We start from the raw sequence: 18271 nt of genomic DNA on the forward strand, positions 1-18271 counted from the left end.
TTAAGCGGCCCCCTTCATGGCGTACTGCAGGCGCTGCAGCTTGGACTTGAGAGAATTGTCATAGAGGCGAGAGCCGATGCGGATGACGAGACCACCAAGCAGGGTGGCATCGACGCTTTCGCGCAGCTGCACGCCGGAATAGCCGGCTTCCGTCAGCCGCGCGGTGATCTGCGCACGCTGGGTATCCGACAGCGGATGGGCGGTGGACACATCGGCGATCTGCTGGCCGCGGCGCGCCGCGAGCAGCGCGCCGAAGCTGGCCGCCACCTCCGGCAGCTTCGACAGCCGCCGGTTGATGATCATGACGCCGAGGAGGTTGCGCACTTCCGTGCCCACCCCCGCGCGTTCCAGCACCGCGAAGGCGGCGCGCTTCTGTTCCGCGCCGTCATAGCGCGGATCGGCGACGAAGGCCCGGAAGCCCGCATCCTCGCGCCACAGCGCGAAAAGGCGTTCCAGGTCAGCGGCGATCCGATCCGCCGCGCCAGGCTCGGTGCGGCGGAGATCGTCCACGATACCGAACAGCGCGAGCGCATAGCGCTCCGACAGCCCGGTGGGGTTCGGGGCCTTGGTAGAGGCCTGGTCTGCGTTGATCGCTGCGGAGGCCAAGGTGGTCCCGGTCCTGTCTCTGGGCAGAGCTTCTGCGAAGCGCGCTTCTCTCGGGGTAAGCGTTTGCTAACCCCCGTTCCACGGCGGGCGCGCCTTAGCATGCGTATTGCGGTGCGGCAACACATCCCGTTCACAGAAGATGCCGGTTCACAGCCGCCGCCGCCCCGTCCAGCATGGCGGGAATGCCCGTCCCCCGCCCCTTTGCGCCCCATCCCTTCCATGGTTGGAGGGTCGTCTGGGCGGCCTTCGTGCTGGCGATTTTCGCCTGGGGCATCGGCTTCTACGGGGTCGGCCTCTACATCCAGACCCTCTCGGCCAGCCGGGCCTGGCCGGTCGGCTGGCTTTCCGCGGCGGTAACCTTTCACTTCCTGGTCTCGGCCGGGCTGGTGGCCGTGCTGCCGGACTGGCACCGCCGCTTCGGCATCGCCGCCGTCACCCGGGCCGGCGCCCTCGCCTCCGCCCTCGGGCTGCTCGGCTGGGGTTGGGCGCCGCATCCCTGGCTGCTGGCGCCGGCGGCGGCGCTGACGGGGGTGGGCTGGGCCTTGTGCAGTGGGGCGGCGATCAATGCCATGCTGATCCCCTGGTTCGACCGCCGCCGTCCGGCCGCGCTGGCCATGGCCTATAACGGCGCCAGCATCGGCGGCATCGCCATGACGCCCTTCTGGGCCTGGCTGATCGCGGGCTGGGGATTCGGCACCGCCACTGCCGTGGTGGCCGTGCTGCTGCTGGCCGTGGCCTGGCCGCTGGCGGGGCTGGTGCTGGGCCGCCACCCCGCCGAGTTCGGCCAGCATCCGGATGGAGAGGCCGCCGCCCGCCCCGCCCCGCCGGTGGCCCCCGCCCCGGCGCGGGACCGTGCGGCGCTGCTGCGGGACCGTCGCTTCATCGGTCTGTCCGCGGCCTTTGCCATCGGGTTGTTTGCGCAGATGGGGCTGGTGACGCATCTCGTCTCGCTCCTGGCCCCGGTCCTTGGTGTCCAGGGGGCGGGCTTCGCCATTTCCCTCGTCACGGTCTTCGCGCTGCTGGGCCGGACCGTCACGGGTTGGCTGCTGCCCCAGGGGGAGAAGCGACGCCTGGCCGCGGCGGCCACCTTCGCGACCCAGGTGGCGGGGTCGCTGGCGTTGCTGCTGGGGGGTGACCAGGCCTGGCTGCTGCTGCTGGGCTGCGCGTTGTTCGGCATCGGCGTCGGCAATCTGCTGTCGCTGCCGCCCCTCATTGTCCAGGCGGAGTTCCCGGCGGCCGAGGTCGGCCGGGTGGTGGCGCTGATGCAGGCGATCAACCAGGCGCTTTATGCCTCGGCGCCTCTGGGTTTCGGCCTGATGCGCGATGTCGGCTCCACCGGCGCCGCGATCGGGGCGGCGCTGCTGCTGCAGGTGTTGGCTGGCGCCCTCGTGCTCCGGCGCCCGCCCCACTGATGACGGTCCAGGGCCGGCGCGGCCCTGGCCGGGGGGTGCGGGGGGACGGCGTCCCCCCGCGTGCCTCGGTCGGTGCGGGGGGACGGCGTCCCCCCCGCCTGCGTCCCCCTGCTGGGCCTACCCCGCCCGGTACTGCTCGTCCGAAACCTGTTCCAGCCAGGTCACCGGCGATCCGTTCTGTTTCTCCTGCACTGCGATGTGGCTCATGGCCGTGGTCGCGGTGGCGCCGTGCCAGTGTTTCTCCCCGGGCGGGAACCACACCAAATCCCCGGGCCGGATCACTTCCACCGGCCCGCCTTCCCGCTGTGCCCAGCCGCAGCCCGTGGTGACGATGATCGTCTGGCCGAGGGGGTGGGTGTGCCAGGCGGTGCGGGCCCCGGGTTCGAAGGTCACCAGCGCGCCGGCGGCGCGGGCGGGTTCCGGCGGGTTGAACAGCGGGTCGATGCGGACGGTGCCGGTGAAGTAGTCGGCCGGTCCCCTGGTGGAGGGCGCCGTCCCCGCGCGCGTGATGTCCATGGCCGTGTTCCGTTCCTCGATGGGCCGGTCACATGGCCCGGGCGGTGTCCCGGGGCCAGGAGGGAGGCGGCGCATGCGTCATGAAGCCAGGCTTCACGAAGCCCGATTCCGCTGGCATCGCGGCCATGTTCCCGCTATGTTCGGAACACCACCGCCCGACCCCCACCCAACCGGCACCCCAGAAAACGGTGCTAAATGCACTAAAACGGCTAAAACCACTTAGTGACTAAAAAGCCACACCCCGTCAGGCCTGCTTCCGGTCGATCAGCCCCTTGCGGATCTTCCGCCCGCGCCGGATCCGGTCCTCGATGAATTCCGCCTGGCCCCAGCGCACCGCGCGGCCCAGCGCCTGGGCGTCCTCCGTGAAGCGGGCCAGCATCTCCAGCAGCGCCTCCCGGTTGTTGAGGAAGACGTCGCGCCACATGGTCGGGTCGCTGGCGGCGATCCGGGTGAAGTCCCGGAAGCCGGAGGCCGCGAATTTCAGCACCGCCTCCTTCGTCTCCTCCGCCAGGTCGTCGGCGGTGGAGACGATGGTGAAGGCCAGCAAATGGGGCAGGTGGCTGACGATGGCCACCACCTTGTCATGGGTGGCGGGGTCCAGCGTCTCGATCATGGCGCCGCAGCGGCGCCAGAATTCCCGCACCTTCTCCACCGCCGCCGGGTCGCTGCCGGGCATGGGGGTGACGATGGTGTAGCGGCCGTCGAACAACTCGGCGAAGCCGGCATCGGGGCCGGAATACTCGGTGCCCGCCATGGGGTGCGCCGGCACCAAATGGCAGCCCGGCGGCATCAGCGGGCCCAGGTCGCGGATCACGCTCATCTTGGTGCTGCCGACATCGGTGACGATGGCGCCGGGCTTCAGGTGGGGCGCGACGGTGGCCATCACCTCGGCATAGGCGCCGACGGGCACGCAGAAGATGACGCAGTCGGCGCCTTCGACCGCCTTCGCCGCGTCCTCCTCGACGATGTCGGCGATGCCGAGTTCGCGCACGCGCGCCAGCGTCGCCGGCGTCTTGGCATGGGCCACGATGGTCCGCGCCAGCCCGCCGCGCTGCTTCGCGATGCGCGCGATGGAGGATCCGATCAGGCCGACGCCCAGCAGGCAGACGCGGTCAAACAGGGGCTCAGCCCCAGGGGAGTCAACCACGGGTGAAGTCGGTCAGGGCGTCGATCACCATCTGGCATTCCTCGGCCGCGCCGATGGTGATGCGCAGGCATTGGGGCAGGCCGTAGCCGCCCATGGCGCGCACGATCAGCCCCCGCGCGCGGAAATGCGCATCCGCCGCCTTGGCGCGCGCAGCATCGCCGAAGTCGACCAGGAGAAAATTGCCCTCGCTCGGCCAGACCTTGAGGCCGAGGCCCTCCGCCGCCGCGGCCACCTTGCCGCGCCATTCCGTGTTGTGGGCGATGGACTTCTCGATCCAGCCGGGCTCCGCCAGCGCCGCGATGCCGGCCGCCATGGCGGCGGCGTTCACGTTGAAGGGCCCGCGGACGCGGCCGAGGATGTCGATGATCGCCGCCGGCGCATAGGCCCAGCCGAGGCGCATGCCGCCCAGGCCGAAGATCTTGCTGAAGGTGCGCGTCATCACCGTGTTGGGCGTGGCATCCACCAGCTTCTGGCCGGGGTCGTAATCCGGCCGCGTGACGTATTCAGCGTAGGCGGAGTCCAGCACCAGCAGCACGTCCTGGCGAAGCTCCCGCCGCAGCCGCTCGACCTCGCTCTGGGCCAGGATGCTGCCGGTCGGGTTGTTGGGGTTGGCGAGGAACATGAGGCGCGTGCGCGGGCCGACGGCCGCCAGAAGCCCGTCCACATCGGCGGTCAGGTTCTTCTCCGGCACCTTGATGACCTGGCAGCCCGCCCAGCGGCCGGTGATCTCGTACATCATGAAGCCATGGGCGGACATGATGAGTTCCGTGCCCTCCCCCCCATACGCCAGGATCAGCATGGCCAGCAGCTCATCCGACCCGTTGCCGCAGACGATGCGGGCGGGGTCGAGCCCGAAGCGCGCGCCGATCGCCTCCCGCAGCGCCGCGGCGCCGCCATCGGGGTAGCGATGCGCCTCCCGCGCGCCGGCCGCGATGGCCTCGATGGCCGAGGGCGGGGGGCCGAAGGCGCCCTCGTTGGAGGAGAGCTTGATGATGCGGTTGACGCCCGGGACCTTGGACTCGCCGCCGACATAGGGCTCGACCGAGAGGATGGACGGGCGCGGCATGACGGTCATGGCAGGGGTCCCTGGAAAAAGGCGCTGTCGGGGGCGTGATCCATAGACGCGCCCGCCCGCCCCGCCAAGGACCGCCAGCCCCGGGCCGCTGCACGCCCCGGTTGCCGTCCGCCCCCGCGCCCCTTATTCCTGCGGCGGAAACGCCCCGAGACGGATGACCGAGGCCACCGATGACCGAGGCCCTGGCCCCCCTTCCCCAGCTCGAACACCAGCGCGCCGTCTTCGCCGATGGCCTGGCACTGGACAGCGGCGCCGTCATCAAGCCGCTGGCCGTCGCCTACCGCACCTATGGCAAGCTCAACGCGCTGCGCACCAACGCCGTGCTGATCTGCCACGCCCTGACGGGCGACCAGTATGTGGCGGAAACCCAGCCCGTGACGGGCAAGCCCGGCTGGTGGGACACGCTGGTCGGCCCCGGCAAGCCGGTGGATACCAACCGCTTCTTCGTCATCTGCGCCAATGTGCTGGGCGGCTGCATGGGCTCCTCCGGCCCGGCGGAGGAGATGACGGATTCCGAAGGCCAGCCCATGGGCCGGCCCTGGGGCATCGACTTCCCCTCCATCACCATCCGCGACATGGTCCGTGCCCAGAAGCGCCTGGTGGATCACCTCGGCATCGATCGCCTGCTGGCGGTGGTGGGCGGGTCCATGGGCGGCATGCAGGTGCTGGAATGGGCCGCGACCTACCCCGACATGGTGGTGGCCGCCGCCCCCATCGCGACCGCCAGCTACCACTCCGCCCAGAACATCGCCTTCCATGAGGTCGGCCGCGCCGCCATCCATGGCGACCCCGACTGGAAGGGCGGGCGCTACTGGGAGGATGGGCGCATCCCGGCCAAGGGCCTCTCCGTCGCCCGCATGGTCGCGCACATCACCTACCTCTCGGAAGCGGCGCTGGGCCGGAAGTTCGGACGGCGGCTGCGCGGGGCCTCCGCCCTGACCTTCCTGGAAGACGTGTTCGAGGTGGAAAGCTACCTCCGCCACCAGGGCAGCACCTTCGTCCGCCGCTTCGACGCCAACAGCTACCTCACCATCACCCGCGCCATGGATTACTTCGACCTGGCGACGGAACATGGCGGGGAGGTCGCGAACGCCTTCCGCGGCACCCGCACCCGCTTCCTGGTGGCCTCCTTCAGCAGCGACTGGCTGTTCCCGACCGAGGAAAGCCGCGCTTTGGTCCGCGCACTGAACGCGGCCGCGGCCAATGTCTCCTTCGTCGAGATCGCGACCGACAAGGGCCACGACGCCTTCCTGCTGGATGAGCCGGTGTTCCACCGCGCGCTCGGCGGCTTCCTCAACGGCGCGGCCGAACGCGTGGGGGTCTAGCGTCGGCGTATAGCGCCGGCGATGCGAGGAGGGCGCTGCCCTCCCCGTGCCCCTCCCGCCAGGGCCGAACCGGCCCTGGACCGTCATCAGCCGAAGCGCAGATTATCCGGGCGCAGATCCATGAAGTAGAAGGTGTAGGGGCGCCACTGCACGCGGCTGCGCATCGCGTAGAACTCGGCAGGCTGGTACAGAACCGTGCCGGGCGCCTCCGCCTCCCACGCATCCAACATGCGCTGGAACAGCACCTTCCGCGCCCCGGGGTCGGTCTCCGCCTCCAGCGCGCGGCCAGCGGCGTTGAAGGCCTCCGTGCTGCGGAAGGCGCCGTTCACCTGGAACCAACTGGCAGGGCCCCAGGAAATCCACAGCGAGCCCAGCGGATCAGGCAGGCGGGTGGAGTTGGAATTGTTGCCGATCTGCTGGCCCGCACCCCGCATCTGCGCGAAATTCTCCACCACCTGGAGCTTCGCGTTGATGCCGACATCCTTCCACATCTCGACGGCCACCTGCGCCGCCTTCAGCGCATTGGTGTAGTAGTTCGGCATGGTGCGGTAGACGATCTCCTCGCCCCGGTAGCCCCCCTCCCGCAGCAGGCGCCGCGCCGCCGCCTGGTCGAAGCGCAGCGAACGGCCTTCGAGGAACATCGGGCCATACTCGGGATAATTGTGGCTGGGCGGCACCACCGCGGCGCCATCCCACAACGTGTCCACCAGCAGCTTGCGATCCAGCGCGAGGCCCAGCGCCTGGCGCACCCGCCGGTCCCCCATGCCCGCGCCGCGTTCGTCGAAGGTCAGCACATGGACATTGGCCAGCACCACGCTGCGGACGGTGACGCCCGCGGTGCGCCGCAGCTGCCCCACCTGGTCGGGCGGCACATTGGTGATGAGGTCCACGCCGCCGGATTGCAGCGCCGCGACCCGCGCCGCGAGTTCCGGGATCTGCCGGAACACCACGCCCCGCGCTGTCGGCCGGCCCATGAAATACTCGTCGAAGGCATCCAGCGTGATGCGCTGGTCCGTCTGCAACTCCCGCACCTTGAAGGGGCCGGTGCCGATGGGCGCGCGGCTGAAGCCGTCGAAGCCGCGCTCCTCATAGGCGCGGCGATTGACGATCCAGCCGCACCAGCTGGCCAGGCGCTGTTCCAGCAGCACGTCGGGCACGCGCGTGGTGAAGCGCACGACATGCGGGCCCAGCGCCTCCACCCCCGCCAACGTCGCGAAATAGGACCGCGCCTCCGGCATCAGCGCATCCGGGCCGAACATGCGGCGTGAGGTGAAGGTGTAGACCACATCCTCCGCCGTCAGCCGATCGCCATTGTGGAACAGCACGTCGTCCCGCAGGCGAAGCGTCAGCTGGTGCGGCCCGTTGCGTTCCCAGGACAGCGCGAGATGCGGCTGCAGCGCGGACCCGCCGCCATCCGGCGTGCCGAGGAAGTCCCGCCGGATCAGCGTATCGAAGATGGAGTAGGTGACGCGCGTGCCGACATTGGAGAGTTCGCGCGCGGGCTCCAGCGTCGGCGGCAATTCCGCCACGCCGATCGTCAGCAGCGGCCGCGGATCATTGCCCTGCGCAAGCGCCAGGCGCGGCGTGGCGGCGAGGGCAGGCAGGGAGAGAACAGCGCGGCGGGACAGGTCCATGGCGGGGGCTCCTCGGTTCGCCCCTGTGTGCCAGCGCCGCGTGATGCGCCGACGACGCTTTGGCGTCCGGTCCGTGACAGCCGCCTTCGCCGAAACGTCACCCCCGCGTCCCGCCCCTGTCACGGCCCTGCCGCATCATGCGCGGGCTTGAGGGGATAGGGGTCGAATGGGCGCGCTTCGCTTGGTGCATGTGTCGGACACCCATCTCTCGCCCACCCATGGCTATTTCGCGGACAACTGGGCCGTTTTCCATGAAGCGATGCAGGCCGATCCGCCGGACCTCATCGTCCATGGCGGCGATGTCGCCTTCAACGGGCCGGCGTCGCCGGCGGACCTCGCCTTCGGCGCGGCCGCGTTACGGGCACTGGGGCCGCGCTGCCTCGCCATCCCCGGCAATCACGACATCGGGGAGGCACCCTCCTTCTCGCGCCTCGCCCAGCCCGTCAACGATGCGCGGATGCAGGCCTGGCGCGACCATGTCGGGCCGCAATGGTGGGCCGAGGATGTGGCGGGCTGGCGGCTCATCGGCCTCGATACCGCGCTGATGGGCAGCGAATTGCCGGAGGAAGCGGCGCAGGAGGTCTTCCTGGCGGAAGCGCTGGCTTCGCGCGGCGGGCAGGACGCGATGGTCTTCATCCACATGCCGCCCTTCGATGCCGATCCCGCGGACACGGCTTTCAGCACCAGCGTCATCCCGCCCGCGCCGCGCGCCCGTTTCCTGGATGCCTGCGTGGCGGGGGGCGTGAAGGTCATCGCCTGCGGGCATCTGCATGTCTATCGCCGCATCCGCCACCGCGGCATGGACATCGTCTGGGCACCCCCCACCGCGATGGTCGATGTGCGGCGCGTGCAGCGGCAGCGCCGGCGCTTCCCCCGGCCCGGCTACCTGGAATGGCGGCTGGAACCCGGCCGGGCCGTGCATCGCCTGGTGGAGCCGCCGCGGATGTTCGTCATCGATGTCAGCGGCTGGACCGCGACCAGCGGCGGCACCACCACCACCCTGCCGCCCCGCGCCTGACGCGCTGGCAGGCTTCTTGCCTGTCCCCGGCCACCCAGCCGGAGATCCCGTCCATGCCGATCACCCGCCGTGCCCTTGGCCTTGCCGCAACCGGCCTGATCGCCGCCCCCGCGCTCCGCGCCCAGGGCCTGCCGCGCGTGAAATACCAGGTGGATTGGGCCTTCCAGGGCCCCAACGCCTTCATGCTGTACGGGCGGGAGAAGGGATTCTTCCGCGACGCCGGGATCGACCTGCAGATCGACCGCGGCTTCGGGTCGGGCCGCGTGCCCATCGATGTGGCGGGTGGCGCCTATGAAATCGCCCAGGCGGACATCAACCCCGTCATCAAGTTCATCGCGGAGAACCCGAATGCCGGCCTGGTCGTGGTCGGCGTCTTCGGCGACCGCAGCCTGCTCTGCGCCACGGTGCGGGAGGAAGGGCCGATCCGCGCGCCGAAGGATTTCGAGGGAAGGACCCTGGCCGCGCCGGACAGCGACGCCGGCCGCCAGATCTTCCCCGCCTTCGCCCGCGCCGCCGGCTTCGATGCGTCAAAGGTCAACTGGCTGACGGTCCGCCCGGAGCTGCGGGAGCCGATGCTGGTGCAGCGCCGCGCCGATGGCATCACGGGGGCGGCCACCAGCACGGGCATGTCGCTGAAGGCGCTCGGCATGGATTGGCCGCAGCAGCGCATCCTCTGGTACCGGGACTACGGCCTGCCCCTGTACGGCACCTGCTGGCTGACGACGCGCGACTATGCGCGGCGCAATCCGGAACTGGTCCGCGCCGTCGTCGCCGGTGGCATCCGGTCGCTGCGGGAAGCCCATCGCGACCCCGCCGGCTGCATCGCCGCCCTCAAGGCCGCGGAGCCGCTGACCGATGTCGCGATCGAGGCGGAGCGCCAGCAGGTCTCGCTGCGGGAGCAGATCGTCTCCGACCATGTGATGGCGAACGGCCTGTCTGCCGTGGTGCCGGCCCGCTTCCAGCTGGGGCTGACGGCGGTGGAGGAAGCCTATGGCATGGCGCCGAAGCTGAAGCCGGAGGATATCTATACCGACGCCTTCCTGCCGCCTGCCGCGGATCGCCGCCTCGTTGCAACAAGCTGAAGGCAGGTCAGGGAGCCCCGCGATGAACGACGCCATCCCGATCCTGGATTTCGAGCCCTTCCTGCACGGCTCCGGCGCCGATCGCGCGCATGTCGCCAAGGCCATCGGCCAGGCCTTCGAACGCTTCGGCTTCATCCAGCTGGTCGGCCACGGCGTGCCGCAGGAAGCGCTCCAGGGCGCCTTCGCGGCGGCCGAGGCCTTCTTCGACCGGCCGGAGGCCTGGAAGCGCCAGGTGCAGGACCGCCGCAACAACCGCGGCTACGTGCCCCTGTTCGACACCGCCCTGCCCGGCCAGAAGCCCGGCGGGCACGAGGCCTTCAGCATCGGCCACTTCACGCGCCCCGCCGACCCGGCGCTGCGCGACCTGCCCTTCCATGCGGAAACCCCCTGGCCCGACATGCCCGGCTTCCGCGAAAGGGTGGAGGGCTGCTACCGCGCGATGTACGAGGCCGGGCAGCAGGTCCTCGCCGCCGTCGCCATCCACCTCGGCGTGGCGGAGGATTTTTTCGCCGAGGCGGCGCGGGAGAGCTATTCCAACATGCGCGTCGTCCACTACCCGCCGGCGGAAGCCATCGCCGACCGCACCGATATCGGCGTCCGCGCCCATGCGGATGAGGGCCTGATCACCATGCTGGTGCAGGACATGAATGGCGGGCTGGCGGTGCAGGGCCCGACGGGGGATTGGCTGCCGGTGGTGCCGAACCGGGAGGCGATGGTGGTCAATATCGGCAAGCTGCTGCGCCGCTGGACCAATGGCCGCTACCAGGCGGCGCTGCACCAGGTGGTCAACCGGTCGGGGCGGGAACGCTATTCCATCCCGCTCTTCATCCACCCTTCCTACCACACCCGCATCGACCCGATGACGCTGGTGGGAGAGGCGCCGGCCAGCGAGGAATTCGCCCCCATCGTGGCCGGTGAACAGGTCTACCGGAACTTCATGGCCCGCCGCCTGTCCTGGCAGGAAGCAACGTCCTGACCCCGCCGCTGGACGCGTCCCCGCGCGGCCGCTAGACCGCGCGGGACGCCTGCAACGGATGGGAATGCCCGTGCCCGACGCCGCCGAGGTGCGCTTCGTCGCCAAGAACATGCGCCTCGACCTCCGCCTGATCGCGGAGATGATCCAGCCCGGCGCCCGGGTGCTGGATATCGGCTGCGGCGACGGCGCGCTGATCGAACACCTCACACGCCTCAAGGGCGCCGACGCCCGGGGCATCGAGATCGACATGGCGGAGGCGACGGAAGCGGTCGCGGCCGGGCTGCCCGTGATCCACGGGGATGCCGATGCGGACCTCGCCTTCTATCCCGATGGCGCCTTCGACTACGTCGTCCTGTCCCGCACCCTGCAGGCGGTGGAACGGCCGAAGGAAGTGCTGCACCAGATGCTGCGCATCGGCGCGCGGGCCATCGTCTCCTTCCCCAATTTCGGCCATTGGCAGCTGCGGGTGAAGCTGCTGCTGGAAGGCCGGATGCCGGATACGGAGACCTGGAACCAGCCCTGGTACGAGACGCCGAACATCCACCCCTGCACCATCCGGGACTTCTTCGCGCTCTGCGCCATGGAAGGCTACGTCGTGGAGAAGTGGCTGGCGGTGGACGACAAGGGGCTGAGCTCGCCCTGGAAACGCTCACCCTGGCTGGCGAACCTGTTCGGCGAACAGGCGCTGTTCCTGCTGCGGCGGGGCTGACGCCGAATTCAGTGCAGGCGCGTCCCCGCCGGCGCGCCCTGCGCGGGCAGCAGGGACGCCGCCATCGCCGCGTGCCGCGCCGCGGCATCCGCGCCAAGGCGGCGGCATTCCGCCTCCACATAGGCCAGCATCAGCATGATGGCGGCCTGGTCGGTCTGTTCGCCATCGGAGGAAGCAGGCAGCGGGGTCTGCATGGTGTTGGTCCTGGGGATGGGGCCCAAGCGCGGCCGGTGTTAAGCGTATTGCATACCGATCACGTATCCGTGAAGACCAAATCGCTCGGCCTCATATTCCACCGCCGGTTGTCCTGACCCGAAACGCCACAGCCAGGCTCCATGGTCGCCGGGGGTGCGGACAAAAAAATCCCCGGCGGTGGCCCGCCGGGGCTGAGTTCAAGGAGGAAACGTCCAGGAACGTCCGTGCGGCGCCGCCGGGCGCCTCGGGACAGGGGGGACGATACGGCGCCGCCGCCGGCCTCGCCTTGATGTGAATCAAACACGTTGCTCGGCCGGATCGCGATGCCTGTTTGCTCTCCGGCGCCCGGCGCGCGAGGATGGGGGCGTGCCGCCCGCCCCCGGGCCCGGTGGCATGCAGGGAAGCCGACGGTGCCCGAGGCGCCGCGACAACAGGGTGGGAGAGCCGCATGGCACGTGTAGCATTGGTGACGGGTGGGCAGCGTGGCATCGGCGCCGCGATCAGTGAGGCGCTGCAGGCCGCCGGCCGCAAGGTCGTCGCCTCCTACGCCGGCAATGACGCCGCGGCGCAGGCCTTCACCGAGCGCACCGGCATCCCCTGCTACAAATTCGATGTCGGCGACTACGATGCCTGCGTCGCCGCCGTGCAGAAGATCGAGGCCGAAATCGGCCCGGTCGAAGTCCTGGTGAACAATGCCGGCATCACGCGCGACGCGATGATGCGCAAGCTGACGCGACAGATGTGGGACGACGTCATCGATACGAACCTCGGCAGCTGCTACAACATGTGCAAGGCCGTGTGGGATGGGATGAGCAGCCGGAAGTTCGGCCGCATCGTCAATATCGGCTCCGTCAACGGCCAGGCCGGGCAGCTCGGCCAGGTGAACTACGCCGCCGCCAAGTCGGGCATCCACGGCTTCACCAAGGCGCTTGCCCAGGAAGGTGCCCGCAACCAGGTCACGGTCAATGCCGTGGCGCCGGGCTATGTGGACACGGAAATGGTGCGCGCCGTCCCCGCCGACGTGCTGGAGAAGATCATCTCCCGCATCCCGCGCGGGCGCCTCGGCACCGCGCAGGACATCGCCCGTGGCGTCGCCTTCCTGACGGCGGACGAGGCCGACTTCATCACCGGCTCCACGCTGTCCATCAACGGCGGCCAGCACATGTATTGAGACGCTGGAAGGGGAATCGCGCAGGCGGTTCCCCTTCTGCCGGAGACCAGCGATGACCCATGCCATCCTCGCCTTCGACGGCACGGATGCCGAAGCCCCCGCCCGCCGCGCCGCGGCACGCGACGAACACGTCGCCTTCATCACCGCGGAAGCCGCCGCGGGCCGCCTGCTGCTCGGCCTGCCTTTGCATGACGAGGCCGGGCGCAGCCTGGGATCCCTGATGATGATCGCGGGCGACGAAGGCGCGCGGGATGCCTATCTGGCCGCCGAGCCCTTCGCTCGTCTCGGCGTCTGGCGGCGCGTTGAGACCCACCCCTTCCGCATCGCCCCCCTGCCCTACCAGGGCTGGCCGGGCGAACCGCCCCAGGGCCGCACCCACACCGTGACCATCGCCTGGGACGGCACCGATCCCGGCGCGCTGGATCGCCGCCTGGCCGCCCGCCAGGGCCATTTCGACCGCGTCCGCCCCATGGCAGCCGATGGCACGCTGCTGTTCGGCGGCGCGATCCTGGCCGCCGATGGCACGACGATGCGCGGCTCCATCGCCGTCACGCGCCACACCAGCCATGCCGAGGCACGCGCCTGGATGGCGCCCGATCCCTACGTCACCGGCGATGTCTGGCGCGACATTTCCCTCCATGCCACCAGCTTCCGTGCCCTGTCCTACGCAGCCCTGCCCCATGCCTAGGCTGCTGGAATACGGGGAGGCCGCGCCGGAGGCGCAGGCGGTCTTCGACGAGATCAAGGCCGTGCGGGGCATCGAGGACGTCAACAATTTCTGGAAGGCACTCGCCGTCGATCCGCCGCTGCTGCGCCGCACCTGGGACAGCCTGCGCACCGTGATGGCGCCGGGCGCGATCGACCCGGTGGTGAAGGAGATGCTCTACCTCGCCGTCTCCATGACCAGCGGCTGTGCCTATTGCACCGCCAGCCACGGCGCCGCCGCGCGGGCGAAGGGCATGAGCGACGCGCAGTATGGCGAGTTGCTGGCCATCGTCGGCATGGCGGCGGAGACGAACCGGCTGGCGGAGGCGCTGCGCGTGCCCGTGGACAAGCAGTTCGACTGAGCCGCGGGCTACTTCTTCCGGCGCGGCTTCCGCTTCACGTCTGGCTCCGCGGCGCGCGCCACCGCGGCGATCCAGGCCTTCTGGCCCTGTTTCATCGCATTGGTCGCATGGCCCATCCACCACCCGGCGGCGCGGCTGGCGGCACTCATCATCACGCTGCGCGGGGTGCCCTTCATGCCGGGTGCAACGCGGAAGGCCCGCCCCCGGTTCGCGCCGGGCGATGCGGGGCGTAGAAGGGCCGCATGTCCCCCGCCACCATCGCCGGCTGCGGCGCCCTCGCGCTCTGGGCCTTCCTCGCGCTGCTCTCCCGCATGGCGGCGGGCATCCCGCCCTTGCAGATCACGGCCATGGGCTTCGCCGTCGGTGGCGTGGTGGGGCTTGCGGTCGTCGCCGCCACGGGACGGCTGGGCGCGCTGCGGCAGCGGCCGCTCGCCTGGCTGCACGGCGTGGGCGGGCTGTTCGGCTACCACGCGCTGTATTTCATCGCCCTCGCCTTGGCGCCGGCGGTGGAGGCGAACCTCATCAACTACCTCTGGCCGCTGCTGATCGTGCTGCTCGCCGCGCCGCTGCGCGGGCTCAGGCTCGGCCCCGCGCGGCTCACGGGCGTGGGCCTCGGCTTCGCGGGCTGCGCCATCCTGGTCGGCACGGGCGCGAGCTTCCCGCCGGAGGCCCTGCCCGGCTTCCTCGCCGCACTCGGCTGCGCCGTGACCTGGGCGGTCTATTCGGTGACATCGGGCACGAAGGCGCTCGCCGGCGTGCCGACGGAGGCGGTGGCCGGCTTCTGCCTGGCGACCGCGCTTTGCGCCCTCCTGGCGCATCTGGCCTTCGAGACGACGGTGATGCCCGACACACGGCAATGGATCGCCGTGCTGCTGCTCGGCCTGGGCCCGGTGGGCGCGGCCTTCTTCCTGTGGGATGTCGGCATGAAGCGCGGCGATCCGCGCCTGCTGGGCACGCTGGCCTATGCCGTCCCGGTCGCCTCCACCCTCCTGCTCATCCTGGCGGGGGAGGGGGCGCTGTCGTTGCGCGTCCTGCTCGCCACCCTCATGGTGGCAGGGGGCGGGTTTGTCGCGGCGAGGGCGCGCTGATCAGGCCGCCAGCGCCCGCTTGGACTGCGCGGGCTTCGCCAGGCAGGCATTGACCAGCGCCGCCAGCTGCCCGGCCGAGGCCTCGTCCATGCGCAGCATCAGGTGTTCGCCCGCGCCCGTCACCAGGTCGATGCTGAAACCACTGGCGCCCACGCCCACGGCCACCGGTTCACAGAGCGTCCCGCACACGCCCACCGCTTCCTGCTTCGCCACCGCAACCTCCTGTCCGTTACCAGTCCCGCCCGGCTATTCCGTGCGGCACGGCTCATCCGTGCAGGGACAATGGAGGCCGCCAGCGCAACAACTTTGTTAACCGCCTGGGGGCGCTGACTCTTCACGACAAAGCCTGGGAAGCCGGGCCTCAGCCGGGCTTCCGCAGCAGCGCTCGGACCACTTCCGCGGGGCCCTGGTGGCGCGGGCCCTCATCCAGCCGGACGGTGCCTTCCAGCAGTTCCAGCACCTCCAGCCCGCCGAACAGTTGCTCCACGATGGTGCGGGACCACAGAAGGTCCGGCATCTTCGGCCCGCCGCTGCGCCTTCCCTGCTGGGCGGGGGTGAAGCATTCCAGCGCCAGCATCCCGCCGGGGGCGAGCGCCCGCACCACACCAGCCGCCGCCGCGGCGCGGTCCGCGGGCGGCAGGTGCAGGTAGATCCAGGCCACCAGCTCGAAGCCGGCCTCTGGGTAGGTCCAGGCGCTGGCATCGGCGGTGACGCATGCCATCGCCACGCCGCGCCTTGCCGCCAGCGCGGCGGCCTTGGCCGATCCCACCGGCGACCAGTCCAGCGACGTCACGGCCAGCCCCTGGCCGGCCAGCCAGGCGCCGTTCCGCCCCTCCCCATCCCCCAACGCCAGCGCCCGCATCCCGGGCCGGAGCCGGGGCGCGAGGCTTTCGAGATAGAGGTTCGGCGCCTCCCCGAACTGGAAGTCGCCACCGCCATAGCGTTCGTCCCAGGCGAGGGAGGTGCTCATCTCAGGCCGGCGGTGCCGTGCGGGCCATGGCCGGGTAGGCGGAGACCTCCGCATACCAGGCCGCCAGCCGGGGGTTCGCCTCCCGCCAGGGCTCATGGGCGAAGCGGAAGTCGAGGTAGCCCAGCGCGCAGGCCACCGCCACGGAACCGACATCGCCAAGGCCCGCGGGCGGGCTCGCTTCCAGCGCCGCCAGGCCACGCTCCACCACCGCCTTCTGCCGCGCCATGAAGGCCGCGCGGGCTTCGTCCTGGGGGTGGGCGGATTGCCCGCGCCGCGCCACGGCGGCATCCATGATGCCATCCGCCAGGGCGTGGCGGATCTGCACCGTGAGGCGCGCCGGGCTGCCGGTGGGCGGGAACAGGGGCGCGGCATCGCCCAGCGTGTCGAGGTATTCGCAGATCACCGGGCTGTCATAGACCGCGCGCCCATCCTCCAGCACCAGGGCCGGAATCTTGGACAGCGGGTTGTCCTGCAGCAGGTGGGCTGGGGAGGCGTGGGGGTCCGTCGCCACCGTCTCGATCCGGCCGTCGATGCCGCGCAGGATGGCGCAGGCCAGGACCTTGCGGACGAAGGGGCTCGCCGCCGCGAAATGGAGTTTCACCGGCTGTTCCTCACCTGAAGTGGTTCTTGGCTTCACGCCGGGCGGTGAACTCCGCCAGGTCGCGGGCGCGGAAATAGGGGTTGCCCGAGAGTTCCTGCGCCAGCGTGGTCGGCACGGTGGGGCGGCCGGCCGCGCGCAGCGCCGCGGCGGCCTCGGCCTCCGCCCGCAGGGCCTTGTTCTCGGGCTCGATCGTCAGGGCGAAGCGGGCATTGGTCTCGGTGTATTCATGGCCGCAGCAGAAGCGCGTGTTCGGCGGCAGCTTTGCGAGTCGCTTGAACGACTTGTACAGCGCCTCCATCCCCCCGGCTTCCAGCGGGCGACCGCAGCCGAGCGCGAAGACGACGTCGCCGCACAGGAGAAAATGGTCGGCGGCGAAGTGGAAGGCGATGTGGCCGGTGGTGTGGCCGGGCAGGTGCATGACCGACGCGCGGGCGGCACCGAAGACCACCTCATCGCCCTCGCCCACCGCCTGGTCCAGCTTCGGCAGGCGGTGCACATCCGGCGCGCCACCGATAACCTTGGCCGCCGGGAACCGCGCGCGCAGCTCCTCCACCCCGTTGATGTGGTCGCCGTGATGGTGGGTGAGGAAGATGGCATCCAGCGTGCCGCCCGCCGCCTCCACCGCCGCGATGGCGGGCCCGGCTTCCCCGGGGTCGCAGATCCCGATGGCGCCCGTGGGGCCATCCTTGAGCAGCCAGAGGTAGTTGTCCTCGAGGCAGGGGACCGCCTCAACCTTGACCGACATGGCAATCCGGCTCCCGGTCCAATGCCCCCGTCCAAACCGGGGGCTTCATCCCCTATATCCCCGGCATGACGAATGAGGTCCATGCCCTGGAGGCGTTCTACGCCTCCCCCGGTGGCGAAGCGGCGGCACGGCTGGTGCGCGCGCGCCTGGCATGGCTCTGGCCGTCCCTGCCGGGGATGACGGTGCTCGGCATCGGCCATGCCGCGCCCTATCTCGGCCTCTGGCAGGCGGAAGCGCGCGCCTGCCTGGCGCTGACGCCAGCCCATGCCCACCATCCCGCCACGACCCATCCCGCCACGCCCCATCCCGCCACGCCCCATCCCGCCACGCCCTGGCCGCCGGTCATGCCTGGCCCCTGGCCCGGCGCCGCCAGCCCTTCGGCAGCCCCGGCGGCGAGGGTCGCCGCCTTGGTCGCGGAGGAGGAGGCCCTGCCCTTCGCCGATGCCAGCATCGACCGCATCCTGCTCGTCCACGGGCTGGAAGCGGCGGAGAATGCGCGCAGGCTGCTGCGGGAAGCCTGGCGGGTGCTGCGCGACGATGGGCGGCTGATCATCGTGGCGCCGAACCGGCTCGGCCTCTGGGCGCAGCTGGAACGAACGCCCTTCGGCCATGGCCAGCCCTATTCCACCGGACAGCTGACGCGCCTGCTGGCCCGCCATCTGTTCCGGGTGGAGGCGCGGGACGCCGCGCTGTTCCTGCCGCCCTACGGGCTGCGCCTGTTCCGCGCCGCTTCCCCCGCGGTGGAACGGGCGGGACGGGCGGTCTGCCCGCGCATCGCAGGCGTCGCGATCGTGGAGGCGGAGAAGGACCTCTTCTCCGCCATGCCGGCGGGCGCGGTCGCGGTCCGCCGCCGCCGGGTGATGGTGCCGGCCCCGGCGTGACGGCCCCGGCGTGACGGGGCACGCATCCCGGAACTTCACCGGAATCCGCGCCC

At 70.7% G+C, this 18271-nt stretch carries 22 protein-coding genes; 11 read left to right on the plus strand and 11 right to left on the minus strand.

The genetic code is table 11. The features are described from left to right. The gene (atpH, locus tag ACTIE5_RS08750) at positions 1 to 606 is read right to left on the minus strand and encodes an ATP synthase F1 subunit delta (RefSeq protein ID WP_439549312.1); all 606 of its coding nucleotides are present in this window, start codon (positions 604 to 606) and stop codon (positions 1 to 3) included. 182 nt (positions 607 to 788) lie between these two features. Here atpH and ACTIE5_RS08755 point away from each other — a divergent pair, with 182 nt between their 5' ends. Next, positions 789 to 2018 (plus strand): MFS transporter, encoded by a 1230-nt coding sequence (locus tag ACTIE5_RS08755; protein ID WP_439549313.1) that lies wholly within the window; start codon positions 789 to 791, stop codon positions 2016 to 2018. Between the two features lie 117 nt (positions 2019 to 2135). On the opposite strand, the gene ACTIE5_RS08760 is transcribed toward ACTIE5_RS08755, so the two are convergent. From ACTIE5_RS08760 to hisC, 3 genes are all read right to left on the minus strand, one after another. Continuing rightward, on the minus strand, positions 2136 to 2534 hold the full coding sequence (locus ACTIE5_RS08760) for a (R)-mandelonitrile lyase (protein ID WP_439549314.1): 399 nt from the start codon (positions 2532 to 2534) through the stop codon (positions 2136 to 2138). Between the two features lie 244 nt (positions 2535 to 2778). Then, positions 2779 to 3681 (minus strand): prephenate/arogenate dehydrogenase family protein, encoded by a 903-nt coding sequence (locus ACTIE5_RS08765; RefSeq protein ID WP_439549315.1) that lies wholly within the window; start codon positions 3679 to 3681, stop codon positions 2779 to 2781. Next, positions 3674 to 4756 (minus strand): histidinol-phosphate transaminase, encoded by a 1083-nt coding sequence (gene hisC / locus ACTIE5_RS08770; RefSeq protein ID WP_439549316.1) that lies wholly within the window; start codon positions 4754 to 4756, stop codon positions 3674 to 3676. The genes ACTIE5_RS08765 and hisC overlap by 8 nt, the downstream gene beginning before the upstream one ends. 170 nt (positions 4757 to 4926) lie before the next feature. Here hisC and metX point away from each other — a divergent pair, with 170 nt between their 5' ends. Further along, entirely contained in the window at positions 4927 to 6081 is a 1155-nt protein-coding gene (metX, locus tag ACTIE5_RS08775; RefSeq protein ID WP_439549317.1) for a homoserine O-acetyltransferase MetX, read from the plus strand. A gap of 86 nt (positions 6082 to 6167) precedes the next feature. Here the strand turns inward: metX and ACTIE5_RS08780 are convergent, their stop codons facing one another. Next, positions 6168 to 7715 (minus strand): ABC transporter substrate-binding protein, encoded by a 1548-nt coding sequence (locus ACTIE5_RS08780; RefSeq protein WP_439549318.1) that lies wholly within the window; start codon positions 7713 to 7715, stop codon positions 6168 to 6170. 166 nt (positions 7716 to 7881) lie between these two features. On the opposite strand from ACTIE5_RS08780, the gene ACTIE5_RS08785 reads away from it, so the two are divergent. The 4 genes from ACTIE5_RS08785 to metW all read left to right on the plus strand — a co-directional run bounded on the left by ACTIE5_RS08785 (position 7882) and on the right by metW (position 11500). After that, positions 7882 to 8733, plus strand: a complete 852-nt coding sequence (locus tag ACTIE5_RS08785; RefSeq protein ID WP_439549319.1) for a metallophosphoesterase family protein — start codon at positions 7882 to 7884, stop codon at positions 8731 to 8733. A gap of 53 nt (positions 8734 to 8786) precedes the next feature. Beyond that, positions 8787 to 9815 (plus strand): ABC transporter substrate-binding protein, encoded by a 1029-nt coding sequence (locus ACTIE5_RS08790; RefSeq protein WP_439549320.1) that lies wholly within the window; start codon positions 8787 to 8789, stop codon positions 9813 to 9815. Between the two features lie 22 nt (positions 9816 to 9837). Further along, positions 9838 to 10791 carry an isopenicillin N synthase family dioxygenase gene (locus ACTIE5_RS08795; RefSeq protein WP_439549321.1) on the plus strand — a complete coding sequence of 318 codons (954 nt, stop codon included), beginning with the start codon at positions 9838 to 9840 and terminating at the stop codon, positions 10789 to 10791. Between the two features lie 109 nt (positions 10792 to 10900). Continuing rightward, positions 10901 to 11500, plus strand: a complete 600-nt coding sequence (gene metW / locus ACTIE5_RS08800) for a methionine biosynthesis protein MetW (protein ID WP_439549386.1) — start codon at positions 10901 to 10903, stop codon at positions 11498 to 11500. An 8-nt stretch (positions 11501 to 11508) separates the two neighbouring features. On the opposite strand, the gene ACTIE5_RS08805 is transcribed toward metW, so the two are convergent. Then, positions 11509 to 11694, minus strand: coding sequence for a hypothetical protein (locus tag ACTIE5_RS08805; protein ID WP_439549322.1), 186 nt, complete (start codon positions 11692 to 11694; stop codon positions 11509 to 11511). A 449-nt stretch (positions 11695 to 12143) separates the two neighbouring features. On the opposite strand from ACTIE5_RS08805, the gene phbB reads away from it, so the two are divergent. The 3 genes from phbB to ACTIE5_RS08820 are packed head-to-tail and all read left to right on the plus strand — an operon-like array spanning position 12144 to position 13933. Beyond that, positions 12144 to 12866: an acetoacetyl-CoA reductase gene (gene phbB, locus ACTIE5_RS08810; protein WP_439549323.1), complete on the plus strand. Its 723-nt coding sequence runs from the start codon at positions 12144 to 12146 to the stop codon at positions 12864 to 12866. Between the two features lie 52 nt (positions 12867 to 12918). Further along, positions 12919 to 13554: a YciI family protein gene (locus ACTIE5_RS08815; protein ID WP_439549324.1), complete on the plus strand. Its 636-nt coding sequence runs from the start codon at positions 12919 to 12921 to the stop codon at positions 13552 to 13554. Continuing rightward, entirely contained in the window at positions 13547 to 13933 is a 387-nt protein-coding gene (locus ACTIE5_RS08820; protein WP_439549325.1) for a carboxymuconolactone decarboxylase family protein, read from the plus strand. Before ACTIE5_RS08815 ends, ACTIE5_RS08820 begins: the two co-directional genes overlap by 8 nt. Before the next feature lie 8 nt (positions 13934 to 13941). Here ACTIE5_RS08820 and ACTIE5_RS08825 read toward each other — a convergent pair whose 3' ends face one another. After that, positions 13942 to 14109, minus strand: coding sequence for a hypothetical protein (locus ACTIE5_RS08825; RefSeq protein ID WP_439549326.1), 168 nt, complete (start codon positions 14107 to 14109; stop codon positions 13942 to 13944). Between the two features lie 66 nt (positions 14110 to 14175). On the opposite strand from ACTIE5_RS08825, the gene yddG reads away from it, so the two are divergent. After that, positions 14176 to 15021 (plus strand): aromatic amino acid exporter YddG, encoded by an 846-nt coding sequence (gene yddG, locus ACTIE5_RS08830; RefSeq protein WP_439549327.1) that lies wholly within the window; start codon positions 14176 to 14178, stop codon positions 15019 to 15021. On the opposite strand, the gene ACTIE5_RS08835 is transcribed toward yddG, so the two are convergent. The 4 genes from ACTIE5_RS08835 to gloB all read right to left on the minus strand — a co-directional run bounded on the left by ACTIE5_RS08835 (position 15022) and on the right by gloB (position 17337). Continuing rightward, a complete protein-coding gene (locus tag ACTIE5_RS08835) occupies positions 15022 to 15234 on the minus strand; it encodes a hypothetical protein (RefSeq protein WP_439549328.1) in 213 nt (70 codons plus the stop codon). Between the two features lie 148 nt (positions 15235 to 15382). Further along, a complete protein-coding gene (locus tag ACTIE5_RS08840; protein WP_439549329.1) occupies positions 15383 to 15991 on the minus strand; it encodes a methyltransferase domain-containing protein in 609 nt (202 codons plus the stop codon). A gap of 1 nt (position 15992) precedes the next feature. Next, positions 15993 to 16592 carry a glutathione S-transferase N-terminal domain-containing protein gene (locus tag ACTIE5_RS08845; RefSeq protein ID WP_439549330.1) on the minus strand — a complete coding sequence of 200 codons (600 nt, stop codon included), beginning with the start codon at positions 16590 to 16592 and terminating at the stop codon, positions 15993 to 15995. Between the two features lie 10 nt (positions 16593 to 16602). Next, a complete protein-coding gene (gloB, locus tag ACTIE5_RS08850; protein WP_439549331.1) occupies positions 16603 to 17337 on the minus strand; it encodes a hydroxyacylglutathione hydrolase in 735 nt (244 codons plus the stop codon). 65 nt (positions 17338 to 17402) lie between these two features. Between gloB and ACTIE5_RS08855 the strand changes: the two genes are divergently transcribed. Beyond that, on the plus strand, positions 17403 to 18218 hold the full coding sequence (locus tag ACTIE5_RS08855; RefSeq protein ID WP_439549332.1) for a class I SAM-dependent methyltransferase: 816 nt from the start codon (positions 17403 to 17405) through the stop codon (positions 18216 to 18218). The last annotated feature ends 53 nt before the right edge of the window (positions 18219 to 18271 follow it).

Source organism: Falsiroseomonas sp. (genome assembly GCF_051859025.1).
In the GTDB taxonomy this organism is placed as follows: domain Bacteria; phylum Pseudomonadota; class Alphaproteobacteria; order Acetobacterales; family Acetobacteraceae; genus Falsiroseomonas.